This is a genomic window from Pseudomonas sp. PB101 (assembly GCF_009764265.1).
Taxonomy (GTDB): domain Bacteria; phylum Pseudomonadota; class Gammaproteobacteria; order Pseudomonadales; family Pseudomonadaceae; genus Aquipseudomonas.
Window position 1 is genome coordinate 129,996 of sequence record NZ_RWIR01000026.1, and the last position, 17,148, is coordinate 147,143.

The 17,148-nt window shown below is 61.2% G+C and carries 11 protein-coding genes and 1 pseudogene; 10 read left to right on the plus strand and 2 right to left on the minus strand.

Annotated features, from left to right (window positions below; translation table 11 throughout):
• The first annotated feature begins 410 nt into the window (after positions 1–410).
• Entirely contained in the window at positions 411–848 is a 438-nt protein-coding gene (locus EI969_RS08970; RefSeq protein ID WP_160387148.1) for a hypothetical protein, read from the plus strand.
• Positions 849–872: 24 nt separating this feature from the next.
• Entirely contained in the window at positions 873–1,298 is a 426-nt protein-coding gene (locus EI969_RS08975; protein WP_160387149.1) for a PaaI family thioesterase, read from the plus strand.
• A 129-nt stretch (positions 1,299–1,427) separates the two neighbouring features.
• On the opposite strand, the pseudogene EI969_RS08980 reads toward EI969_RS08975, so the two are convergent.
• Positions 1,428–1,532, minus strand: a pseudogene (locus EI969_RS08980) (AraC family transcriptional regulator); the annotation flags it as partial.
• Positions 1,533–1,584: 52 nt separating this feature from the next.
• Here EI969_RS08980 and EI969_RS08985 point away from each other — a divergent pair.
• Positions 1,585–4,344: an RHS repeat-associated core domain-containing protein gene (locus EI969_RS08985; RefSeq protein ID WP_160387150.1), complete on the plus strand. Its 2,760-nt coding sequence runs from the start codon at positions 1,585–1,587 to the stop codon at positions 4,342–4,344.
• Positions 4,345–4,354: 10 nt separating this feature from the next.
• Here EI969_RS08985 and EI969_RS08990 read toward each other — a convergent pair whose 3' ends face one another.
• Complete coding sequence (locus EI969_RS08990; protein WP_160387151.1) at positions 4,355–5,407, minus strand: AraC family transcriptional regulator; 1,053 nt, start codon at positions 5,405–5,407, stop codon at positions 4,355–4,357.
• Between the two features lie 356 nt (positions 5,408–5,763).
• On the opposite strand from EI969_RS08990, the gene EI969_RS08995 reads away from it, so the two are divergent.
• The 7 genes from EI969_RS08995 (at position 5,764) to EI969_RS09025 (ending at position 17,119) form a co-directional block, all read left to right on the plus strand.
• Complete coding sequence (locus EI969_RS08995; protein ID WP_160387152.1) at positions 5,764–6,330, plus strand: alpha/beta hydrolase; 567 nt, start codon at positions 5,764–5,766, stop codon at positions 6,328–6,330.
• A 123-nt stretch (positions 6,331–6,453) separates the two neighbouring features.
• Positions 6,454–8,457: a DUF1302 domain-containing protein gene (locus EI969_RS09000; RefSeq protein WP_160387153.1), complete on the plus strand. Its 2,004-nt coding sequence runs from the start codon at positions 6,454–6,456 to the stop codon at positions 8,455–8,457.
• Positions 8,458–8,498: 41 nt separating this feature from the next.
• Positions 8,499–9,857 carry a DUF1329 domain-containing protein gene (locus EI969_RS09005; RefSeq protein WP_160387154.1) on the plus strand — a complete coding sequence of 453 codons (1,359 nt, stop codon included), beginning with the start codon at positions 8,499–8,501 and terminating at the stop codon, positions 9,855–9,857.
• Positions 9,858–10,050: 193 nt separating this feature from the next.
• Entirely contained in the window at positions 10,051–11,130 is a 1,080-nt protein-coding gene (locus EI969_RS09010) for a YCF48-related protein (protein WP_160387155.1), read from the plus strand.
• A gap of 16 nt (positions 11,131–11,146) precedes the next feature.
• Positions 11,147–13,666, plus strand: coding sequence for an RND family transporter (locus tag EI969_RS09015; RefSeq protein ID WP_160387156.1), 2,520 nt, complete (start codon positions 11,147–11,149; stop codon positions 13,664–13,666).
• Positions 13,667–13,672: 6 nt separating this feature from the next.
• Entirely contained in the window at positions 13,673–15,451 is a 1,779-nt protein-coding gene (locus EI969_RS09020) for an acyl-CoA dehydrogenase C-terminal domain-containing protein (RefSeq protein WP_160387157.1), read from the plus strand.
• A 24-nt stretch (positions 15,452–15,475) separates the two neighbouring features.
• Complete coding sequence (locus EI969_RS09025) at positions 15,476–17,119, plus strand: fatty acid--CoA ligase (protein WP_160387158.1); 1,644 nt, start codon at positions 15,476–15,478, stop codon at positions 17,117–17,119.
• Positions 17,120–17,148 lie beyond the last annotated feature (29 nt).

A 17,148-nucleotide genomic window follows, 5' to 3' on the forward strand; every position in this document is an offset into this window, starting at 1 on the left:
GCTGACGTTTTATGGCAGGGCCACGCGGCGTTGACTCCTCATGCCGTGGGGCTCCAGATCGGTGCTAAAAACACCGGTCTTTCGCGGCGACTGCCCCCAGCAGTCGCCGTTTTTTTATGGCGGCCAACTTGAGCATATGCCGGGTGCCGACGGGCGTTCATCGCTGTTCGCCACGTCTTGCCAAACAATAAATCGCCTCTCTTTTCCTCAGACTCAGCACAACAAACCAATGGACATATAACCACCCTGTTACTTCTGACAGTAGACAGTTGTCGCGATAAAAAATAGCTTAAACCCCACCGTATACCAGACAGTTTTCCAACGTTCGGCATACACGCCAATTTGTTGCTGACACTAAGCTTGGTCAGGGCGATTTGTAGTGCTTGCCCGAGAGATGGGAGTCTCTGCAAATGAACCTGTTCTTTTGGCTTGCACTCGTCAGCTATGCGTCGGCGTTTCTGATCATCATCTTTTTTTCAATTGCATATCTGTCACGATCCGACTTTATGCCTTATCACAGTATCGCCGTCGCCCGCCCTTGGAGCGAAGTTGAACCCCGCATGCAAGTGTTACTTCTGGCGCTGATCAAAGTGACGGGTTGGGCATGGCTGGCCGTGGCCACTGCTGGCTTCTTGCTGTTATACCTCCTGTTCTGGCAAAACGGTGGACTTGAGCAGCTTATAGTGTTTCAGCTGTATTGCTTCGTCGCTGTAACTCCTCCCATAGTTGTTGCTTGTTACGTACGTCAAAAAACCCTGGCCCCTACGCCGATACGCAGCGGCGCCCTTGTTGTGATTCTGACGCTACTGGGTTTTACATTTGCACTTCTATCGGCTCAGTTCACCTGATTGTTCCCAATGGAGGTAAAGAGCATGAATCCCGAAAGCCTGTTCTGGAAAGTCGCTAACGGCGAACTTCCCCGACCGAATGCCGCCGCACTGTTAGGTTGGAAGTTCATCACATACGATGAACAAAACAGCAAAGCCTACATCGAGTTCGACGCCAGCGCTGAATTGACCAACCCAATGGGCAATATTCAGGGTGGCATACTCTCCGCCATGCTGGATGACTGCATGGGGCCATCAGTTTATGCCAACTTATCCGCCACTCAGGTCGCTGTGACGATTGAAGCGAAGACCCAGTTCTTTCGCCCTGCATCACCAGGGCGCATTCTCGGTTGGGGGCAGGTTGAACACGCAACCAGCAAAATCTGCTTTACCACCGGCCAACTTACCAATGAAGCCCACGAGGTGCTAGCAAGAGCGACCGCCATTTACCAGATCCACAATCTCCGTTAGCACGGCGTTTGAAAGGTAGCTTCTGGATTTTTAGACTTCAGGCATTCAGGTGAAGTGGTGGATGCCTTGAGTTTTTCGCGAGCAAGCTCGCTCCTACAGGGTGATGGGTGATGGGTGATTGGTGATGGGTGATGGGTTATCGGGATAACGCAGCACCAGATCGCGACGCACATCGTTGATCACGTCGTTGAACGTACAGCGGTCGTCCTTGAATCGACTTTGCAGGGGCTTCACCTGTAATTTCTGACAGTAGACGCTGTCCGACAGCGAATGCTATCCAGAGCCCATGAACAATCCCGCTGTGCATCACGCCACGCCCACCCTCGCGGTCATCGACCCGCGCGGGCTGGCTGTGCGTGGTGTCGGCTACTGGCGCTCGACCGTCGGGCAAACAGCAGAGGCGCGGGTGACGCGGCAGGTATTTGATGCGGCGGGGCGTGAGGTTGAGCAGTGGGATGCGCGGTTGGCGATTCCGGCGTTGTGTCATGGATATAACTTGTCGGGGCAGGTACTGGCGACGGACAGCGTGGATGCCGGCTGGCGGGTGTTGCTGTCGGGGCAGACCGGTGAAAGCCTGAGCCAGTGGGACAGTCGAGGCTCGCGACAGGATTCTGAATACGACACGTCGTTGCGCCCGACGGCAGTGAGAGAGCAGGCGCTTGGTGCGGCGGTGCGGGTGGTCGAGCGTTTCGAGTATGGCGCCGCCGATTTTGAAGTCGGCAACCGGTGCGGTCGGCTGATTCGTCACGACGATCCGGCCGGTACCCGACATATGCCCGAGTACGATTTGCGGGGGCTGGCGCAGAGTGAAACCAGTCACTTTCTCACTGAGTTGGACACGCCCGACTGGCCGCTGGAGGCATCGGCGCGCGATGCGTTGCTGGAGCCTGGCACCGGACTGGAGAGTCGCTGGGCCTACAACCCCACCGGCGATTTGCTGAGCCTGGTCGACGCCCACGGCCACCGTCGGCGCTTCAACCACGACGTGGCCGGTCAGCTCACGCAAGGTTGGTTGCAACCGGCGGGAGAGGCATCACCCGGTCGCTGCCTGGTGCACGGCATTCGTTACACCCCGAGCACTCATGTCGAACGGGAAACTGCCGGCAACGGCGTTGTCAGCGAAGCCGAATACGCGCCCGACGATGGACGCCTGTTGCGCCTGGCCGCGGGATTACCCGGTGATCCACCCGTGCAAGACCTGCGTTATGCAGTCGATGCGGCCGGCAATATCGTCGGCATCGAAGACCGTGCGCTGCCGGTGCGCTTCTTCAAGAACCAGCGCATCGAGGCGCTACGCACCTTCGGCTATGACACCCTCGGTCAGTTGATCAGCGCTACCGGCTGGGAAGCCGACAAAGCCGCGTCCTATCCCGCCAGCGGTTACCGGGCGTCGAACGACGCCAACGCCGTGGTCAACTACCGCGAGGGATACGACTATGACGCGGCCGGCAACATGACCGAGCTGCGCCACCTCGGCGCACAGCCCTTTACTCGGCGTTGGGCCGTCGATTCGAACAGCAATCGCAGCTTGCTGGAGGATGATCAACCGGCGGATTTCGCCAGCGGCTTCGACCGCAACGGCAACCTGCGGTTTTTGCAGCGTGGTCAGGCGATGAGCTGGGATGTGCGCAACCAACTGTCCAGCGTGTCGCCAGTGCAACGTGAAAATGAAGGCGACGATGTCGAACGCTACCTCTACGGCGGCGGAGGTAAACGCCTGCGCAAAGTCCACACGGCCCTGACCGACGCTCGAACCGTAACCACCGAAGTGCGCTACCTACCGGGACTGGAAATCCACCAACGCAACGGCGCCCCCTCGCACCAGGTGCTGAACCTCGAGGCCGGCCGCAATCGCGTGCAGTGGTTGCGAGGAACGGACGCACCCGCGCATGCCATGCGTTATCACCTGACCGACCATCTGGGCTCCGGCACCCTAGAACTGGATGAACACGCCAACGTGCAGAGCCGCGAAGCGTACTACCCGTTTGGCGGCACGGCCTGGGAAGACCACAGCGACCAGAGTGGCGACTGGAAAACCCTTCGTTACTCGGGCAAGGAGCGTGATGCCACCGGGTTGTATTACTACGGCTATCGCTACTTTGCGCCGTGGTTGAGTCGCTGGATCAACCCTGACCCGGCGGGGGCGGTGGATGGGTTGAATCTGTATGGGTTTTTGGGGAATTCGCCGGTAGCAAGGGTGGACCGGGATGGGCGGGTGGGGAGTCCGGTATCGTCATTGTTTAAAGACGACTCACTGGCATCGTTACCTGAGAGCTTGCTTGAAACGTTAGACATGAGTGGAACAAGCCAGTTGCCGTCATTCGTCATCAACGAAGTCGACTTGGATTCACAGACTTCACAGACTTCACAGACTTCACAGACTTCACAGACTTCACAGATTTCACAATTGAGCATCGGGAAATTACTTGCGGCGCCGGTGACGCTGGCTGAGTTGAGTTTTGGCCGTTCCCTGGAGCCACGTATCTGCCCGACCTGCAGTAAAGCATTTACGAAAAACCGCAGTTTAACGAATCATCTTCGAACCCATACTGGTGAAAAACCCCATCACTGTGACCATCCGGGATGCGTCAAAGCGTTTGTGAAAGCGTCAGATCTTACGCTCCACAAGCGAATCCATACCGGCGAAAAGCCTTACAACTGTGACTATCCGGGATGCGGAAAAGCGTTTTCGCATAAGTCAAATCTAACGACCCACAAGCGAGCCCATACCGGCGAAAAGCCCCATCAATGTGATCATTCTGGATGCGGCAAAGCGTTTTCGTTTTCGTCAGATCTTACGATCCACAAGCGAATCCATACCGGCGAAAAGCCCTACGACTGTATATATCCTGAGTGCGCCAAAAAATTTGGCGATACAGTAGCCAGGGATAGACACAGCTGGAGCCACGTACCAAAACAAATATGTCCAGTTGTAGACTGTCTCTCTAGTGTCGGTGCCCCAACCTATATGAGAAAACATATAAAACAGAAACACCCAGGCTGGCAGCCCGGCACCGGACTGAAGGCGTTTTGGAACTACCAATAGTCCAACCGAATCAGCTTTCTTTCGGAACAACCTGCCCCGCACCCTCCACCTGAACCTTCACACCCCCCACCTTCTGCGCCCGCCAAGTCGCCGGCGGCATTCCAAACTGACTGATAAACCACCGCGTAAACGAACTCGCCATCGAATAACCCAGCATGTCGGCAATCCGGCTCAGCGGATAGTTCGGGTTGTCCAGATAACGCAGCACCAGATCGCGACGCACATCATTGATCACGTCATTGAATGCACACCCATCGTCCTTGAGACGACGCTGCAGGGTGCGTACGTTCATGCCCTGGCTTTGGGCGATCTGTTCGATGGTGGCGCGGCCCATGGGCAGCAGCAGGTAGATGGCCTTGCGCACTTCGAACAGCATCGAGGTGCCCTGGTGGCCCTGCAGCGAGTCGAGGTAGCTCTGGGCGTAGCGCGCCATCGCCGGGTCGGCGTTGGGATTGGTGATGTCGAGGCTGGCGTCGGAGCAGACGATGCCGTTGAACTCGCTGCCGAACTCCAGGGTGCAGCCGAACAGGCGCCGGTGCAGGTGCAGGTTGTCCGGCGCCTGGTGCATGAAGTTGACGCTGTAGGGGTGCCAGTGCGAGCCGAGCAGGGCCGAGCACAGCCGGAACATCACGCCGATGGCCAGCTCCGTGGCCTGGCGGCTGGGCATGGGCGTTTCGGTGACCACCTCTTCGCGGATAATCACCATCTTGCCGGCCTCTTCGATGAAGATCGCCAGTGAATCGTTCATCAAGTGCCGGTAGTGCACCACCACCTGCAAGGCATCGCGCAGGGTGCGCTGGTGGCTGAGCAGCAGGCTGACCACGCCGAAGTCCGAGAGCTGGCGCGACTCGGCCATGCTCAGGCCGAAGGTCTGGCAGCCGCTGGCGACGGCCGAATCCTCCAGCAGGCGGACGGCGGCATCGATATGGATGCGGTGTTCAGGGGCTTGCAGTTGGGCCCTGCTCAGGCCGACAGCGGCCAGCACGTCGCGCGGGTTGAAGCCCAGGTACTGGGTGACCTCCAGGTAGTTGGTCAAGACGGCGGCGCGAACAAGCTTGGTCATGCGAAGGTCTTCCCTGTGCCGATGGCGAATGGCGTGAGCGTGGCGACTATATCCAGCGTATCAACAGTTGAACAGTTGTCATGTCGTTGATGGTTTTCATGCCGTGCGCTCACCCATCCTCTACGCTGCATGGAGCCATCAGCGCTCATCCGTTGATTACAGTGACCCTGCGCCAACCTGCGGGATTTTTCGACCAGTGGTCGCACTGTCCAAGTGTCCGACAATTTGTCATCAAAAGAAAAGTGCCTGACGTCCAATGTAAAGCGCTTCGGGCGGGCGCTCTTTAATGTCGACCCTACAAAAAGCCCCTGGCGAAAACAGCCAGTCGAGTTATCGAGAAAGCGAAGGTGTTGACCGTGGACAAACTGCAAACTGCCGCCACCGTTCTGATCGTCCCGGGTCTGCGCGAGCACGTGGCCGAACATTGGCAAACGTTGCTGCAAGCCAGGCTGGGCAAAGTGCGTAGCGTCCCGCCGCTTACGACCGACAAGCTCGATTGCATGGCCCGTGTGCGGGCGATTCAACACGAACTCGAACAGATCGACGGCCCCGTGATCCTGGTGGCCCACAGCGCCGGTGTGTTGATGGTCGCGCACTGGGCTGCTCACTACAGTCGTCCGATCAAGGGCGCTTTACTGGCCGCGCCACCGGATCTCGATGCGGTCTGGCCAGCCAACTATCCTTCTTCAGAAACCCTGCGTAGCCAGGGCTGGAATCCTCTGCCACAAGGCCCGCTGCCATTTCGCAGCATCGTGGCCGCAAGCACCAACGATCACCTTGCCACGCTGCCTGCGGTCGCCCGCATGGCAGAAGGCTGGGGCGCCGAATTGCTCGACCTGGGCGATGTCGGTCACCTCAATCCGGCCTCAGGATTTGGCCACTGGCCGCAAGCCGAAGCACTCATTCTGGAGCTGGACCGCTAGTACAAGGAGCTGGACTGGCAGTACGCCACCGGCATTTGCCCTCATTCCTTAAACGCAGGCACAACGATGCTTGCGTGAGGGCGGCTGCGCTAAAACAAATACAAAAAGGGCGGAGACAACGCAATGCACAACAACAAGAATCACGGCTTCACTGCAGCACGCTACACCTTGCTGGCCTCGGCCATTCTGGCCGTGATCGCGCCGATGGCCCATGGGGTCGAGATCGACCTGGGCAACCCGGACTGGACTGCGCGCCTGGATAACACCGTCAAGTACAACTACGGCGTGCGCACCGAAAGTGCCGACAAACGCATGTTGGGAACGCCGAACAACAACGACGGCGATTACAACTTCCGCAAGGCCGGCACCAACATCACCAACCGTGTCGACCTGTTGACCGAGATGGACGTGGTCTACAAGAACGCCATGGGCTTTCGCGTCAGCGCCGCCAGCTGGTACGACAAGGCCTATGACAACACCGGTTCCAACTCCAACCCGTTCGTCAACGGCAACGATGCGCGTTCGGGCCTGATCGCCAACGACCCGCGCCTGGCAGGGGTCACCCGTGACAACGTCGGCAACGGCAGCTCGCACCTGAGCAACTATGCCCAGCGCTACTACAGCGGTCCTTCGGGGGAGATCCTCGATGCCTTCGTGTTCTACAGCACCGAAGTGGGCGAGGAGTCGATGTTCAGCGCCAAGGCCGGTCAGCACAACGTGTTCTGGGGCGAGACCATTCTCAACCCGGTGCACTCGGTCAGCTACGGCCAGTCCGGCCTCGACCTGGCCAAGCTTGCCGCGTCGCCGGGTACCGAAGCCAAGGAACTGTTCGTTCCGCGTAACCAGCTGTCGATGTCGTTCACCGTCAATCCCGAGCTGACCGTGGGTGCCCAGTATTTCCTGAATTGGGATGCCGCGCGCCTGCCGGAAGCGGGCACCTATTACGGTGGTTCCGACCTGGTCGGCTTCGGCGCGCAATCGTTCCTGTTGGGCAACACCAACGGCGTGGTACCGGGCAGCCCGCTGGGTTGTGGCCTGGCGCCGTGCAACGCCTTGACCAATGTGCGTCGTGGCAAGGACCTGACGCCGCATGACAGCGGCGACTGGGGCGTCATGGCCAAATGGTCGCCGGCCTGGCTGGATGGCACCCTCGGCGTTTACTACCGCGAAACTTCGGAAATCCTGCCGCAAGCTTATCTGGACGCCAGGGGCATTACCTCGGCCAACCCCAACGGCACCCGGCCGGCAGGGCAAGTGCCAGCGGTGGTCAACACCCTCAATTCGCTGGACACCGCCACCTATCAACTGGCCTACGCCGACAACATCAAGATCGTTGGCTTGAGCCTGTCCAAGGATGTCGGCGGGATCAGCGTCGGTTCCGACCTGAACGTTCGTCACAACATGCCGCTGGCCAGTATCCCGGCGATCGTCAGTACCCGCAGCCCGCTGGGCCTGGGGCAAGGGCTTGGTCTGCTGCCTGCACGGACCGACGCCACCGGTGTGGTCTATGACACCCCGAGCCGCGGCGACAGCATGAGCGCCACCGGCGACACCCTGCACTGGACGCTCAACGGTCTGATGACCCTGCCGAAAACGCCGGTGTTCGATCAGGCAACCGTGCTGGCCGAGCTGTACTACAGCAACCTGCTCAAGCTCGATAGCGAAAACGAGGCGCTCTACAAAGGCAAGAGCAGCTATCGCGGCATCGACGCGCCGACCCGCGACAACTGGGGTCTGGCGGTCAACTTCACACCGACCTGGTACCAGGTGTTCCCGGGTGTCGACCTCAACGCGCCGATGTCGGTCAACGTCGGTCTCGACGGTGTGTCGCCGGTCTCCGGTGGTGGTGCCAAGGACACCGGCAACTATGCCGTGGGCGTCGGTGCCGTTGTGTACAACAAATACTTTGTCGACCTGAAATACGTGGACTCCTTCGGCCAGACCGACAAGTGCAACAACAGCGGTGTGAGTACCGGTTCCAAGGCCGGTGACGGTTCCACCCCGAACGCCTTCAGCGGCAACGAAAACTACGCCTGCTACGCCGGTGGCTACTCGTCCTTCTCCGGAGGCGGAGCCACGACCGAGGACCGTGGCGCCGTGTACCTGACGATGAAAACAACATTCTGATTCACCACTGATTTGCTCAATGCAAGCAGGAGAATAACAACATGAAATTTGTAAAAACCGTGTTGGCCGCGTCCTTGGCCATGGTCTTCGCCGCTCAGGCACAGGCTGCTGTTTCAACTCAGGAAGCTGCCAGGCTCGGCACCAGCCTGACACAGGTAGGGGCTGAAAAAGCCGGGAACGCTGATGGTTCCATCCCTGCCTATGCCGGTGGCCTGACCACGCCGCCAGCCAGCTTCAAATCCGGCGACAGCATGCGCCCGGATCCGTTTGCCAGTGAAAAGCCGCTGCTGGTGATCGACGGCAAGAACGTCGATCAGTACAAGGGCCTGCTCACGGCGACCACGGTAGAACTGGCCAAGCGTTTCCCGACCTTCCGTGTCGACGTGTTCCCGACCCACCGCACCGTTTCGCTGCCCCAGGCGATTCTGGATAACGGCGTGAAGAACGCCAGCGGCGCCAAGTCTCTGGAAGGTGGCCTGGCCATCGACAACGTCCTGCCGGGCATTCCGTTCCCGATTCCGCAGTCGGGCAACGAAGCGATGTGGAACTTCCTGTTGCGCTACCAGGGCGTCAGCATCAGCTCCAAGTACGACTCCTGGAACGTCGACTCGGCCGGCGTGGCGAGCCTGGCAACCACCGGGCAAGCGAACATCTCCTACCCGATCTACGAAAACCTCTCGCAGCCGATCAGCAGCGCCGACGTGTACTACCAGATGAAGCTGGCGTACACCGGCCCTGCACGCCGCGCCGGTGAGGCGATCATGCTCAAGGACGCCGCCAACCCGCTGCAGCAGCCGCGTCGCGCCTGGCAGTACTTGCCGGGGCAGCGTCGAGTCAAGCTGGCGCCGAGCCTGGCCTACGACACGCCAAACCCAGGGACCGCCGGTGCGGGCACCTACGATGACGTGTTCGTGTTCAACGGTGCGCTGGACCGCTACGACTGGAAGCTGGTGGGCAAGCAGGAAATGATCGTGCCCTACAACACCTACAAGCTGACCTACGTGCAGGATCCGAAGTCGCTGACCACCGCCAATCACCTGTCGCCTGACTTCGTGCGCTGGGAAAAACACCGCGTGTGGGTCGTCGAAGGCAACCTCAAGGCCGGTGCTCGTCACATCTACGCCAAGCGCCGCTTCTACCTCGACGAAGACAGCTGGACCGCTCTGGCCTCGGATCAATATGACGCCCGTGGTCAGCTCTATCGTGGTTCCTTCGCGTTCCTGAGCCAGAGCTACGACAAGCAGGTTCCGGATTCGACGCCCTTCATGATCTACGACCTGGTCGGTGGTTCGTACAACATCAACGGTGTGGTCGGCCCTTACGGCGGCATCAAGTACATCGAGCCGCTCTCGAAGGCCCAGTGGTCTTCGGAATCCCTGGCAGGCGCAGGCATTCGCTAAGCCAACCGCAAAAAAGCGCTCGCACGATCCACCGGCACTGTAGGAGCGAGCTCGCTCGCGATGGACTCAAGGACACCGCGGGGAACCAGACTCCCCGCGTCATCGTTTACGACCATCGCGAGCAAGCTCGCTCCTACAACTGCATGAGCTGCACAGCGCGAGGTGTGGAGCGGTTTTCCGAAGAGGACGCAGTATGTGTTCGTATAAAAATAATATTCTGCAGATGGCGTTCGGCGCTGTGCTCTGCCTGTCGCAGGGCGTCACCCACGCGGCCGAGTACGTCGATGTGCTGGACCTGCCCGCCAGGGTCAGCGCCTTGGCCGTCAACAGTCCGTTGTCGGGCATGACCCGCGCCGGTGAGCGTGTGATCACCGTCGGCCAGCGTGGCCACATTCTGTTTTCCGATGACGCCGGCCAGCATTGGCAGCAGGCGGCCGTGCCGGTCAGTGCCGATCTTACGGCCGTGAATTTTCCGACCGCCACCCAAGGCTGGGCGGTGGGCAATGACGGCGTGGTGCTGCACAGCAGCGACGCCGGCGCGACCTGGAACAAGCAACTCGACGGTCGCCAGATAGGCGAACTGTTGATCAAACATTATTCGGCATTGGCCAAGGCCGAGCCGGACAACGAGCAATGGCCGCTGCTGTCTGCCGAGGGCCAGAGGCTACTGGATCAAGGCGCGGACAAACCGCTGCTCGACGTCTGGTTCGCCAACGACAAGACCGGCTATGTGGTCGGTGTCTTCAACCTGATCCTGCGCACCGACGACGGTGGCCAGAGCTGGACCCCGTTCCAGGACCGCACCGACAACCCCCAGGGTTTCCACCTCAACGCCATCGCTTCCACCGGCGATAGCCTGTACATCGCCGGCGAGCAGGGCCTGTTGCTCAAGTGGGACGACAACGCCCAACGCTTCAATGCCGTGCCGACGCCGTATCAAGGCAGCTTCTTCGGCGTGCTCGGCAAGCCCGGCGAAGTGCTGGTCTACGGCCTGCGCGGCAACGTACTGCGCAGCACCGACGGCGGCCAGAGCTGGACCGCACTGGACAGCGGCCTGCACGTCAGCATCACCGCCGGCCTGATCGATGCCCGTGGCAATTATCGCCTGTTCACCCAGGGCGGGCAGATGCTGGTCAGCCAGGGCACGGGCGCGCAGATGCAATGGGTGCGCAAGCCCGCACGGACTCCGGTGTCCGCTGCCACCCAGTCCGCCGCCGGCGCGTTGGTGGTCGCGGGCAGCCGTGGCGCCCAGACGCTAGCCCTCGAACCCTAAGAGCGAGAACCCAGACATGGGCAATATCAAACAAGACGCCATGCCGGTGATCCGCGATGTGCGTGATTTCGACCAGCGCTCCGGCAACCTCCTCGAACGGCTGGTGTTCAACTTCCGCCCGCTGTTCATGCTGCTGATGGCGCTGACCACCGTGCTGCTGGGCTTCATGGCCGTGACTCGCCTGGAGCTGCGCCCAAGCTTCGAAAAAATGATCCCGCAGAGCCAGCCGTACATCCAGAATTTCCTGGAGAACCGCTCATCCCTGCGCGGCCTGGGCAACTCGGTGCGGGTGGTGGTCGAGAACACCAAGGGCGATATCTTCGACCCCGCGTACCTCGATGTACTCAAGCAGGTCAACGACCAGTTGTTCCTCACCGAAGGCGTCGACCGCGCGTGGATGAAGTCGCTGTGGAGCCCGGCGGTGCGCTGGACCGAAGTCACCGAGGACGGTTTCCAGGGTGGCCCGGTGATGCCCGACAGCTATCAGGGCTCGCCCTCCGACATTGAACAGCTGCGCCAGAACATCTCCCGCGCCGGCGTCGTCGGCAGCCTGGTGGCCAGCGATTTCAAGTCGACCATGTTGATCGTGCCGCTGCTGGACAAAGCCGGCGCCGGTGGCCAGCGCATCAACTACCACGCGTTCTCGCAGATGCTCGAAGAGCAGTTGCGCGACAAGATCGAATACGCCGGCGACAGCGCCGCGCGCAAATCCGGGGAGGAGGGCACGGGCCAGTACAAGGTGCGGGTGATCGGTTTCGCCAAACTGATGGGCGACCTGATCGACGGCCTGATCCAGGTGATGATGTTCTTCGGCCTGGCCGTGGTCACTTCACTGATCATCATCTACGCCTACACCCGTTGCGTGCGCAGCACACTGCTGGTGGTCGGCTGCTCGCTGATCGCGGTGGTCTGGCAACTGGGCATCGTCGCCTGGCTCGGCTACGCCATCGATCCGTACTCGGTGCTGGTGCCGTTCCTGATCTTCGCCATCGGCGTGTCCCATGCCGCGCAGAAGATGAACGGGATCATGCAGGACATCGCCCGTGGCACCCACAAGCTGATCGCTGCGCGCTACACCTTCCGCCGTCTGTTCATCGCCGGTGTCACCGCGCTGCTGGCTGACGCCGTCGGCTTCGCCGTGTTGATGCTGATCGACATTCCGGTGATCCAGGACCTGGCGATCACCGCCAGCATCGGCGTTGCGGTACTGATCTTCACCTCGCTGTTGCTCATGCCGGTGGCGCTGTCCTACGTCGGTGTTGGCGCCAAGGCCGCCGAGCGCGCACTGAAAATCGACAACCGCGCCGAGAAGCACAAAGGCTTCGGCAAACTGTGGGATGCGCTCGACCGCTTCACCACCGCCAAGTGGGCCACCGGCGCCGTGCTGGTCGCGGTGTTGATGGGCATTGGCGGCTATGTGGTCAGCCTCAACCTGAAGATCGGCGACCTGGAAAGCGGCGCGCCGGAGTTGCGTGCCGACTCGCGCTACAACCGCGACAACGCCTACATCACCCAGCATTACGCGCTGTCCAGCGACCTGTTCGCGGTGATGATCAAGACCGCGCCGGAAGGCTGCCTGAACTACAAGACCCTGGTGCTCGCCGACCGCCTGGCCTGGGAACTGCAACAGTATCCGGGCGTGCAGGCCACCACGTCGCTGGTCAATGCGGTGCGCCAGATCACCGCCGGCACCTACGAAGGCAACCCCAAGCTCAACAGCATCCAGCGCAACCAGGACGTGCTCAACTACGCCGCGCAACAAGCCTCGGTCAACTCTCCGGAGCTGTTCAACACCGACTGCTCGCTGATGCCGGTGATCACCTTCCTCAAGGATCACAAGGCCGAAACCCTCGACGCGGTGGTGGCGATTGCCGACAAGTTCGCCAAGGAAAACAGCACCCCTGATCGCCAGTTCCTGCTCGCCGCCGGCACCGCCGGGATCGAGGCCGCGACCAATATCGTGGTGCGTGAAGCCAACCGCACCATGCTGCTGTATGTGTACGCGGCGGTGACGCTGTTCTGCCTGATCACCTTCCGCAGCTGGCGTGCCACGCTGGTGGCGCTGTTGCCGCTGGTGCTGACTTCGATCCTCTGCGAAGCGCTGATGGTGGCCATGGGCATCGGCGTGAAAGTCGCGACCCTGCCGGTGATCGCCCTCGGCGTGGGCATCGGCGTCGACTACGCCCTGTACCTGCTCAGCGTGCAACTGCATTTCCAGCGCCAGGGCCTGCCGCTGTCCGAGGCTTACCGCAACGCGGTGTCCTTCACCGGCCGCGTGGTCGGGCTGGTGGGCATCACCCTCGCGGCGGGTGTGGTGTGCTGGGTCTGGTCGCCGATCAAATTCCAGGCCGACATGGGCATCCTGCTGACCTTCATGTTCCTGTGGAACATGCTCGGCGCGCTGATCCTGATTCCGGCCTTGTCCTACTTCCTGCTGCGCGAACGGGCTCCTCAGCCCGGTTCTGTCGCGGCAGCCGAAAACACTGAATCCACTGAACGTCCCGGCATGCCGCATGCCGTGACCACTTCCGAGTAAGCCAAGATGTCTGATTACAAAGCTCCCCTGCGCGACATGCGCTTCGTACTCAACGAGGTTTTCCAGGTGTCCCGGCTCTGGGCGCAATTGCCCGGCCTGGCCGACGTGATCGATGAAGAAACCGCCGCCGCCATCCTCGAAGAGGCCGGCAAGATCAGCGGCGAAGTGATCGCACCCTTGAACCGCGCCACCGACGAACAGGGCTGCACCTGGGACAATGGCTCGGTCAGCGCTCCGGACGGTTTTGCCCAGGCCTATCAAGCCTTTGCCGGCGGCGGTTGGGTGGGTGTCGGCGGTGATCCGCAGTACGGCGGCATGGGCATGCCCAAGGCCATCTCGGCGCAGGTCGAAGAGATGGTCAACTCGGCCAGCCTGTCGTTCGGTCTGTACCCGATGCTGACCGCCGGAGCGTGTCTGTCGATCAAGGCCCACGCCAGCGAAGAGCTCAAGCAACGCTTTCTGCCGAACATGTACGCCGGCATCTGGACCGGTTCGATGTGCCTGACCGAAGCCCATGCCGGCACCGACCTGGGCCTGATCCGCACCCGCGCCGAGCCGCAGGCTGACGGCAGCTACAAGGTCACGGGCAGCAAGATCTTCATCACCGGCGGCGACCACGACCTGACCGAGAACATCATTCATCTGGTGCTCGCGCGCCTGCCCGATGCACCGGCCGGGCCGAAAGGCATCTCGCTGTTCCTGGTGCCCAAGGTGCTGGTCAACGCCGACGGTTCGCTGGGTGACAACAACGCGCTGTCCTGCGGTTCCATCGAACACAAGATGGGCATCAAGGCGTCCGCCACCTGCGTGATGAACTTCGACGGCGCCACCGGCTGGATCGTCGACGCGCCGAACAAAGGCCTGGCGGCAATGTTCACCATGATGAACTACGAGCGTCTGGGCGTCGGTATCCAGGGCCTGGCGCAAGGCGAGCGTTCGTACCAGAACGCCGTCGCATACGCCCGTGACCGTCTGCAAAGCCGTGCACCGACCGGCGCGCAGAACAAGGACCACTCCGCCGACCCGATCATCGTGCATCCGGACGTGCGCCGCATGCTGCTGACCATGAAGGCCTTGAACGAAGGCGGTCGTGCGTTCTCCAGCTACGTCGCGCTGCAACTGGACACCGCCAGGTACAGCGAAGACGAAGTCACCCGCAACCGCGCACAAGAGTTGGTGTCCCTGCTGACTCCGGTGGCCAAGGCCTTTCTCACCGACATGGGCCTGGAAACCACTCTGCACGGCCAGATGATCTTCGGCGGCCACGGCTACATCCGCGAATGGGGCCAGGAGCAACTGGTGCGCGACGTGCGCATCACGCAGATCTACGAAGGCACCAACGGCATCCAGTCCCTCGACCTGGCCGGGCGCAAGATCGTCGGCAGCGGCGGGGCGCTCTATCGCTTGTTCGCCTCGGAAATCCGCAACTTCACCGCCAACGCCAGTGCCGAACTCGACGAGTTCACCAAACCGCTGAATGCCGCCGTGGACAGCCTCGACGAGCTGACCGCGTGGCTGCTGGACCGGGCGCAAAACAACCCGAACGAAATCGGCGCGGCGTCGGTCGAGTACCTGCACGTATTTGGCTACACCGCGTACGCCTACATGTGGGCGCGCATGGCCAAGGCCGTCATCAGCGGCAATGCCGAAGACGATTTCTACACCAGCAAACTGGCCACCGCACGCTTCTACTTCGCCCGGTTGCTGCCGCGTATCCACTCGTTGAGCGCATCGGTCAAGGCCGGCAGTGACTGCCTCTACGAGCTGCAAGCCGATCAGTTCTGATCGAAAGGACAAGGAACCCTAATCATGATGGCGACAAAAATAATCCCGCCCGCCGACGGCGCCTATGCCTATCCCTTGCTGATCAAGCAACTGCTGCTGTCCGGCGTGCGCTACGAGCCGGGCCGGGAAATCGTCTACGCCGACAAGCTGCGCTACAGCTACCAGACCCTCAACCAGCGCATCCGCCGCCTGGCCAACACGCTGACGGAAGCGGGGGTCAAGGCCGGTGACACCGTGGCCCTGCTCGACTGGGACAGCCACCGCTACCTGGAATGCTTCTTTGCCGTGCCGATGATCGGCGCGGTGCTGCACACGGTGAACATTCGCCTGTCGCCGGAGCAGGTGCTGTTCACCATGAACCACGCCGAGGATGACCTGGTGCTGGTGCATGACGATTTCCTGCCCCTGGTCGAGCAGATCCACGGGCGCCTGGAAACCGTCAAAGGCTACCTGCAACTCACCGATGACGAGGCGACCACCACCTCGCTGCCGGTGCTGGGCGAGTACGAGCACCTGCTGTCCCTGGCCCCGGACCAGTACGACTTCCCCGATTTCGATGAGAACTCGGTGGCCACGCTGTTCTACACCACGGGCACCACCGGCGACCCGAAAGGCGTGTACTTCAGCCACCGGCAACTGGTGCTGCACACCCTGAACGCGGTCGGCACCCTGGGCGTCTATCAGGGCCAGCCGCTGTTGCGCTCCGACGACGTGTACATGCCGATCACGCCGATGTTCCACGTGCATGCCTGGGGCGTGCCGTATGTCGCGACCCTGATGGGCATCAAGCAGGTCTACCCCGGCCGCTACGAACCCAACAGCCTGGTCAGGCTGTACCGCGAAGAGAAGGTGACCTTCTCCCACTGCGTGCCGACCATCCTGCAGATGATCCTCAACTGCGAAGAAGGCAAGGCGATCCGTTTCGACGGCTGGAAAATGCTCCTCGGCGGCAGCGCGCTGACCCTCGGCATCGCCAGCGAAGCCAACGCCAAAGGCATGGTGGTGCACGCCGGCTACGGCATGTCCGAGACCTGCCCGTTGCTGTGCCTGACGTACCTGCGCGACGAGGACCTGCAGCTGTCCGCCGAAGCGCAACTGCCGATCCGCATCAAGACCGGCACGCCGGTGCCGATGGTCGACCTGAAGATCATCGACGCTGAAGGCAACGACGTCGCTCACGACGGCGAGTCCCTGGGCGAGATCGTGGTGCGCGCGCCGTGGCTGACCCAGGGCTATCTGAAGTCCCCGGAAAAGGGCGCCGAGCTCTGGCTGGACGGCTGGTTGCACACCGGTGACATGGCTTCGATCGACAAGCTGGGCGGCGTGGAAATCAAGGACCGGATCAAGGACGTGATCAAGACCGGCGGCGAGTGGATCAGCTCCCTGGAACTGGAAAGCCTGATCAGCGAACACCCGGCTGTGATGTCGGTGGCGGTGGTGGGTATCGTCGATGAACAGTGGGGCGAACGGCCCATGGCCATGGTGGTGTGCGAGCCGGGGCACTTCCTCGACCGCAAGATCCTCGAGACCCACCTGCAAGCCTTCGTCGACGGCGGGCGCATCAACAAATGGGCGATCCCCAAGCAGTTCAAGTTCGTCGCCGAAATCCCCAAGACCAGCGTTGGCAAGATCAACAAGAAGCTGATTCGGGAAAACGAAATGAGCTGAGCGCTATATCCGGGGGCGCGGCATCGTTG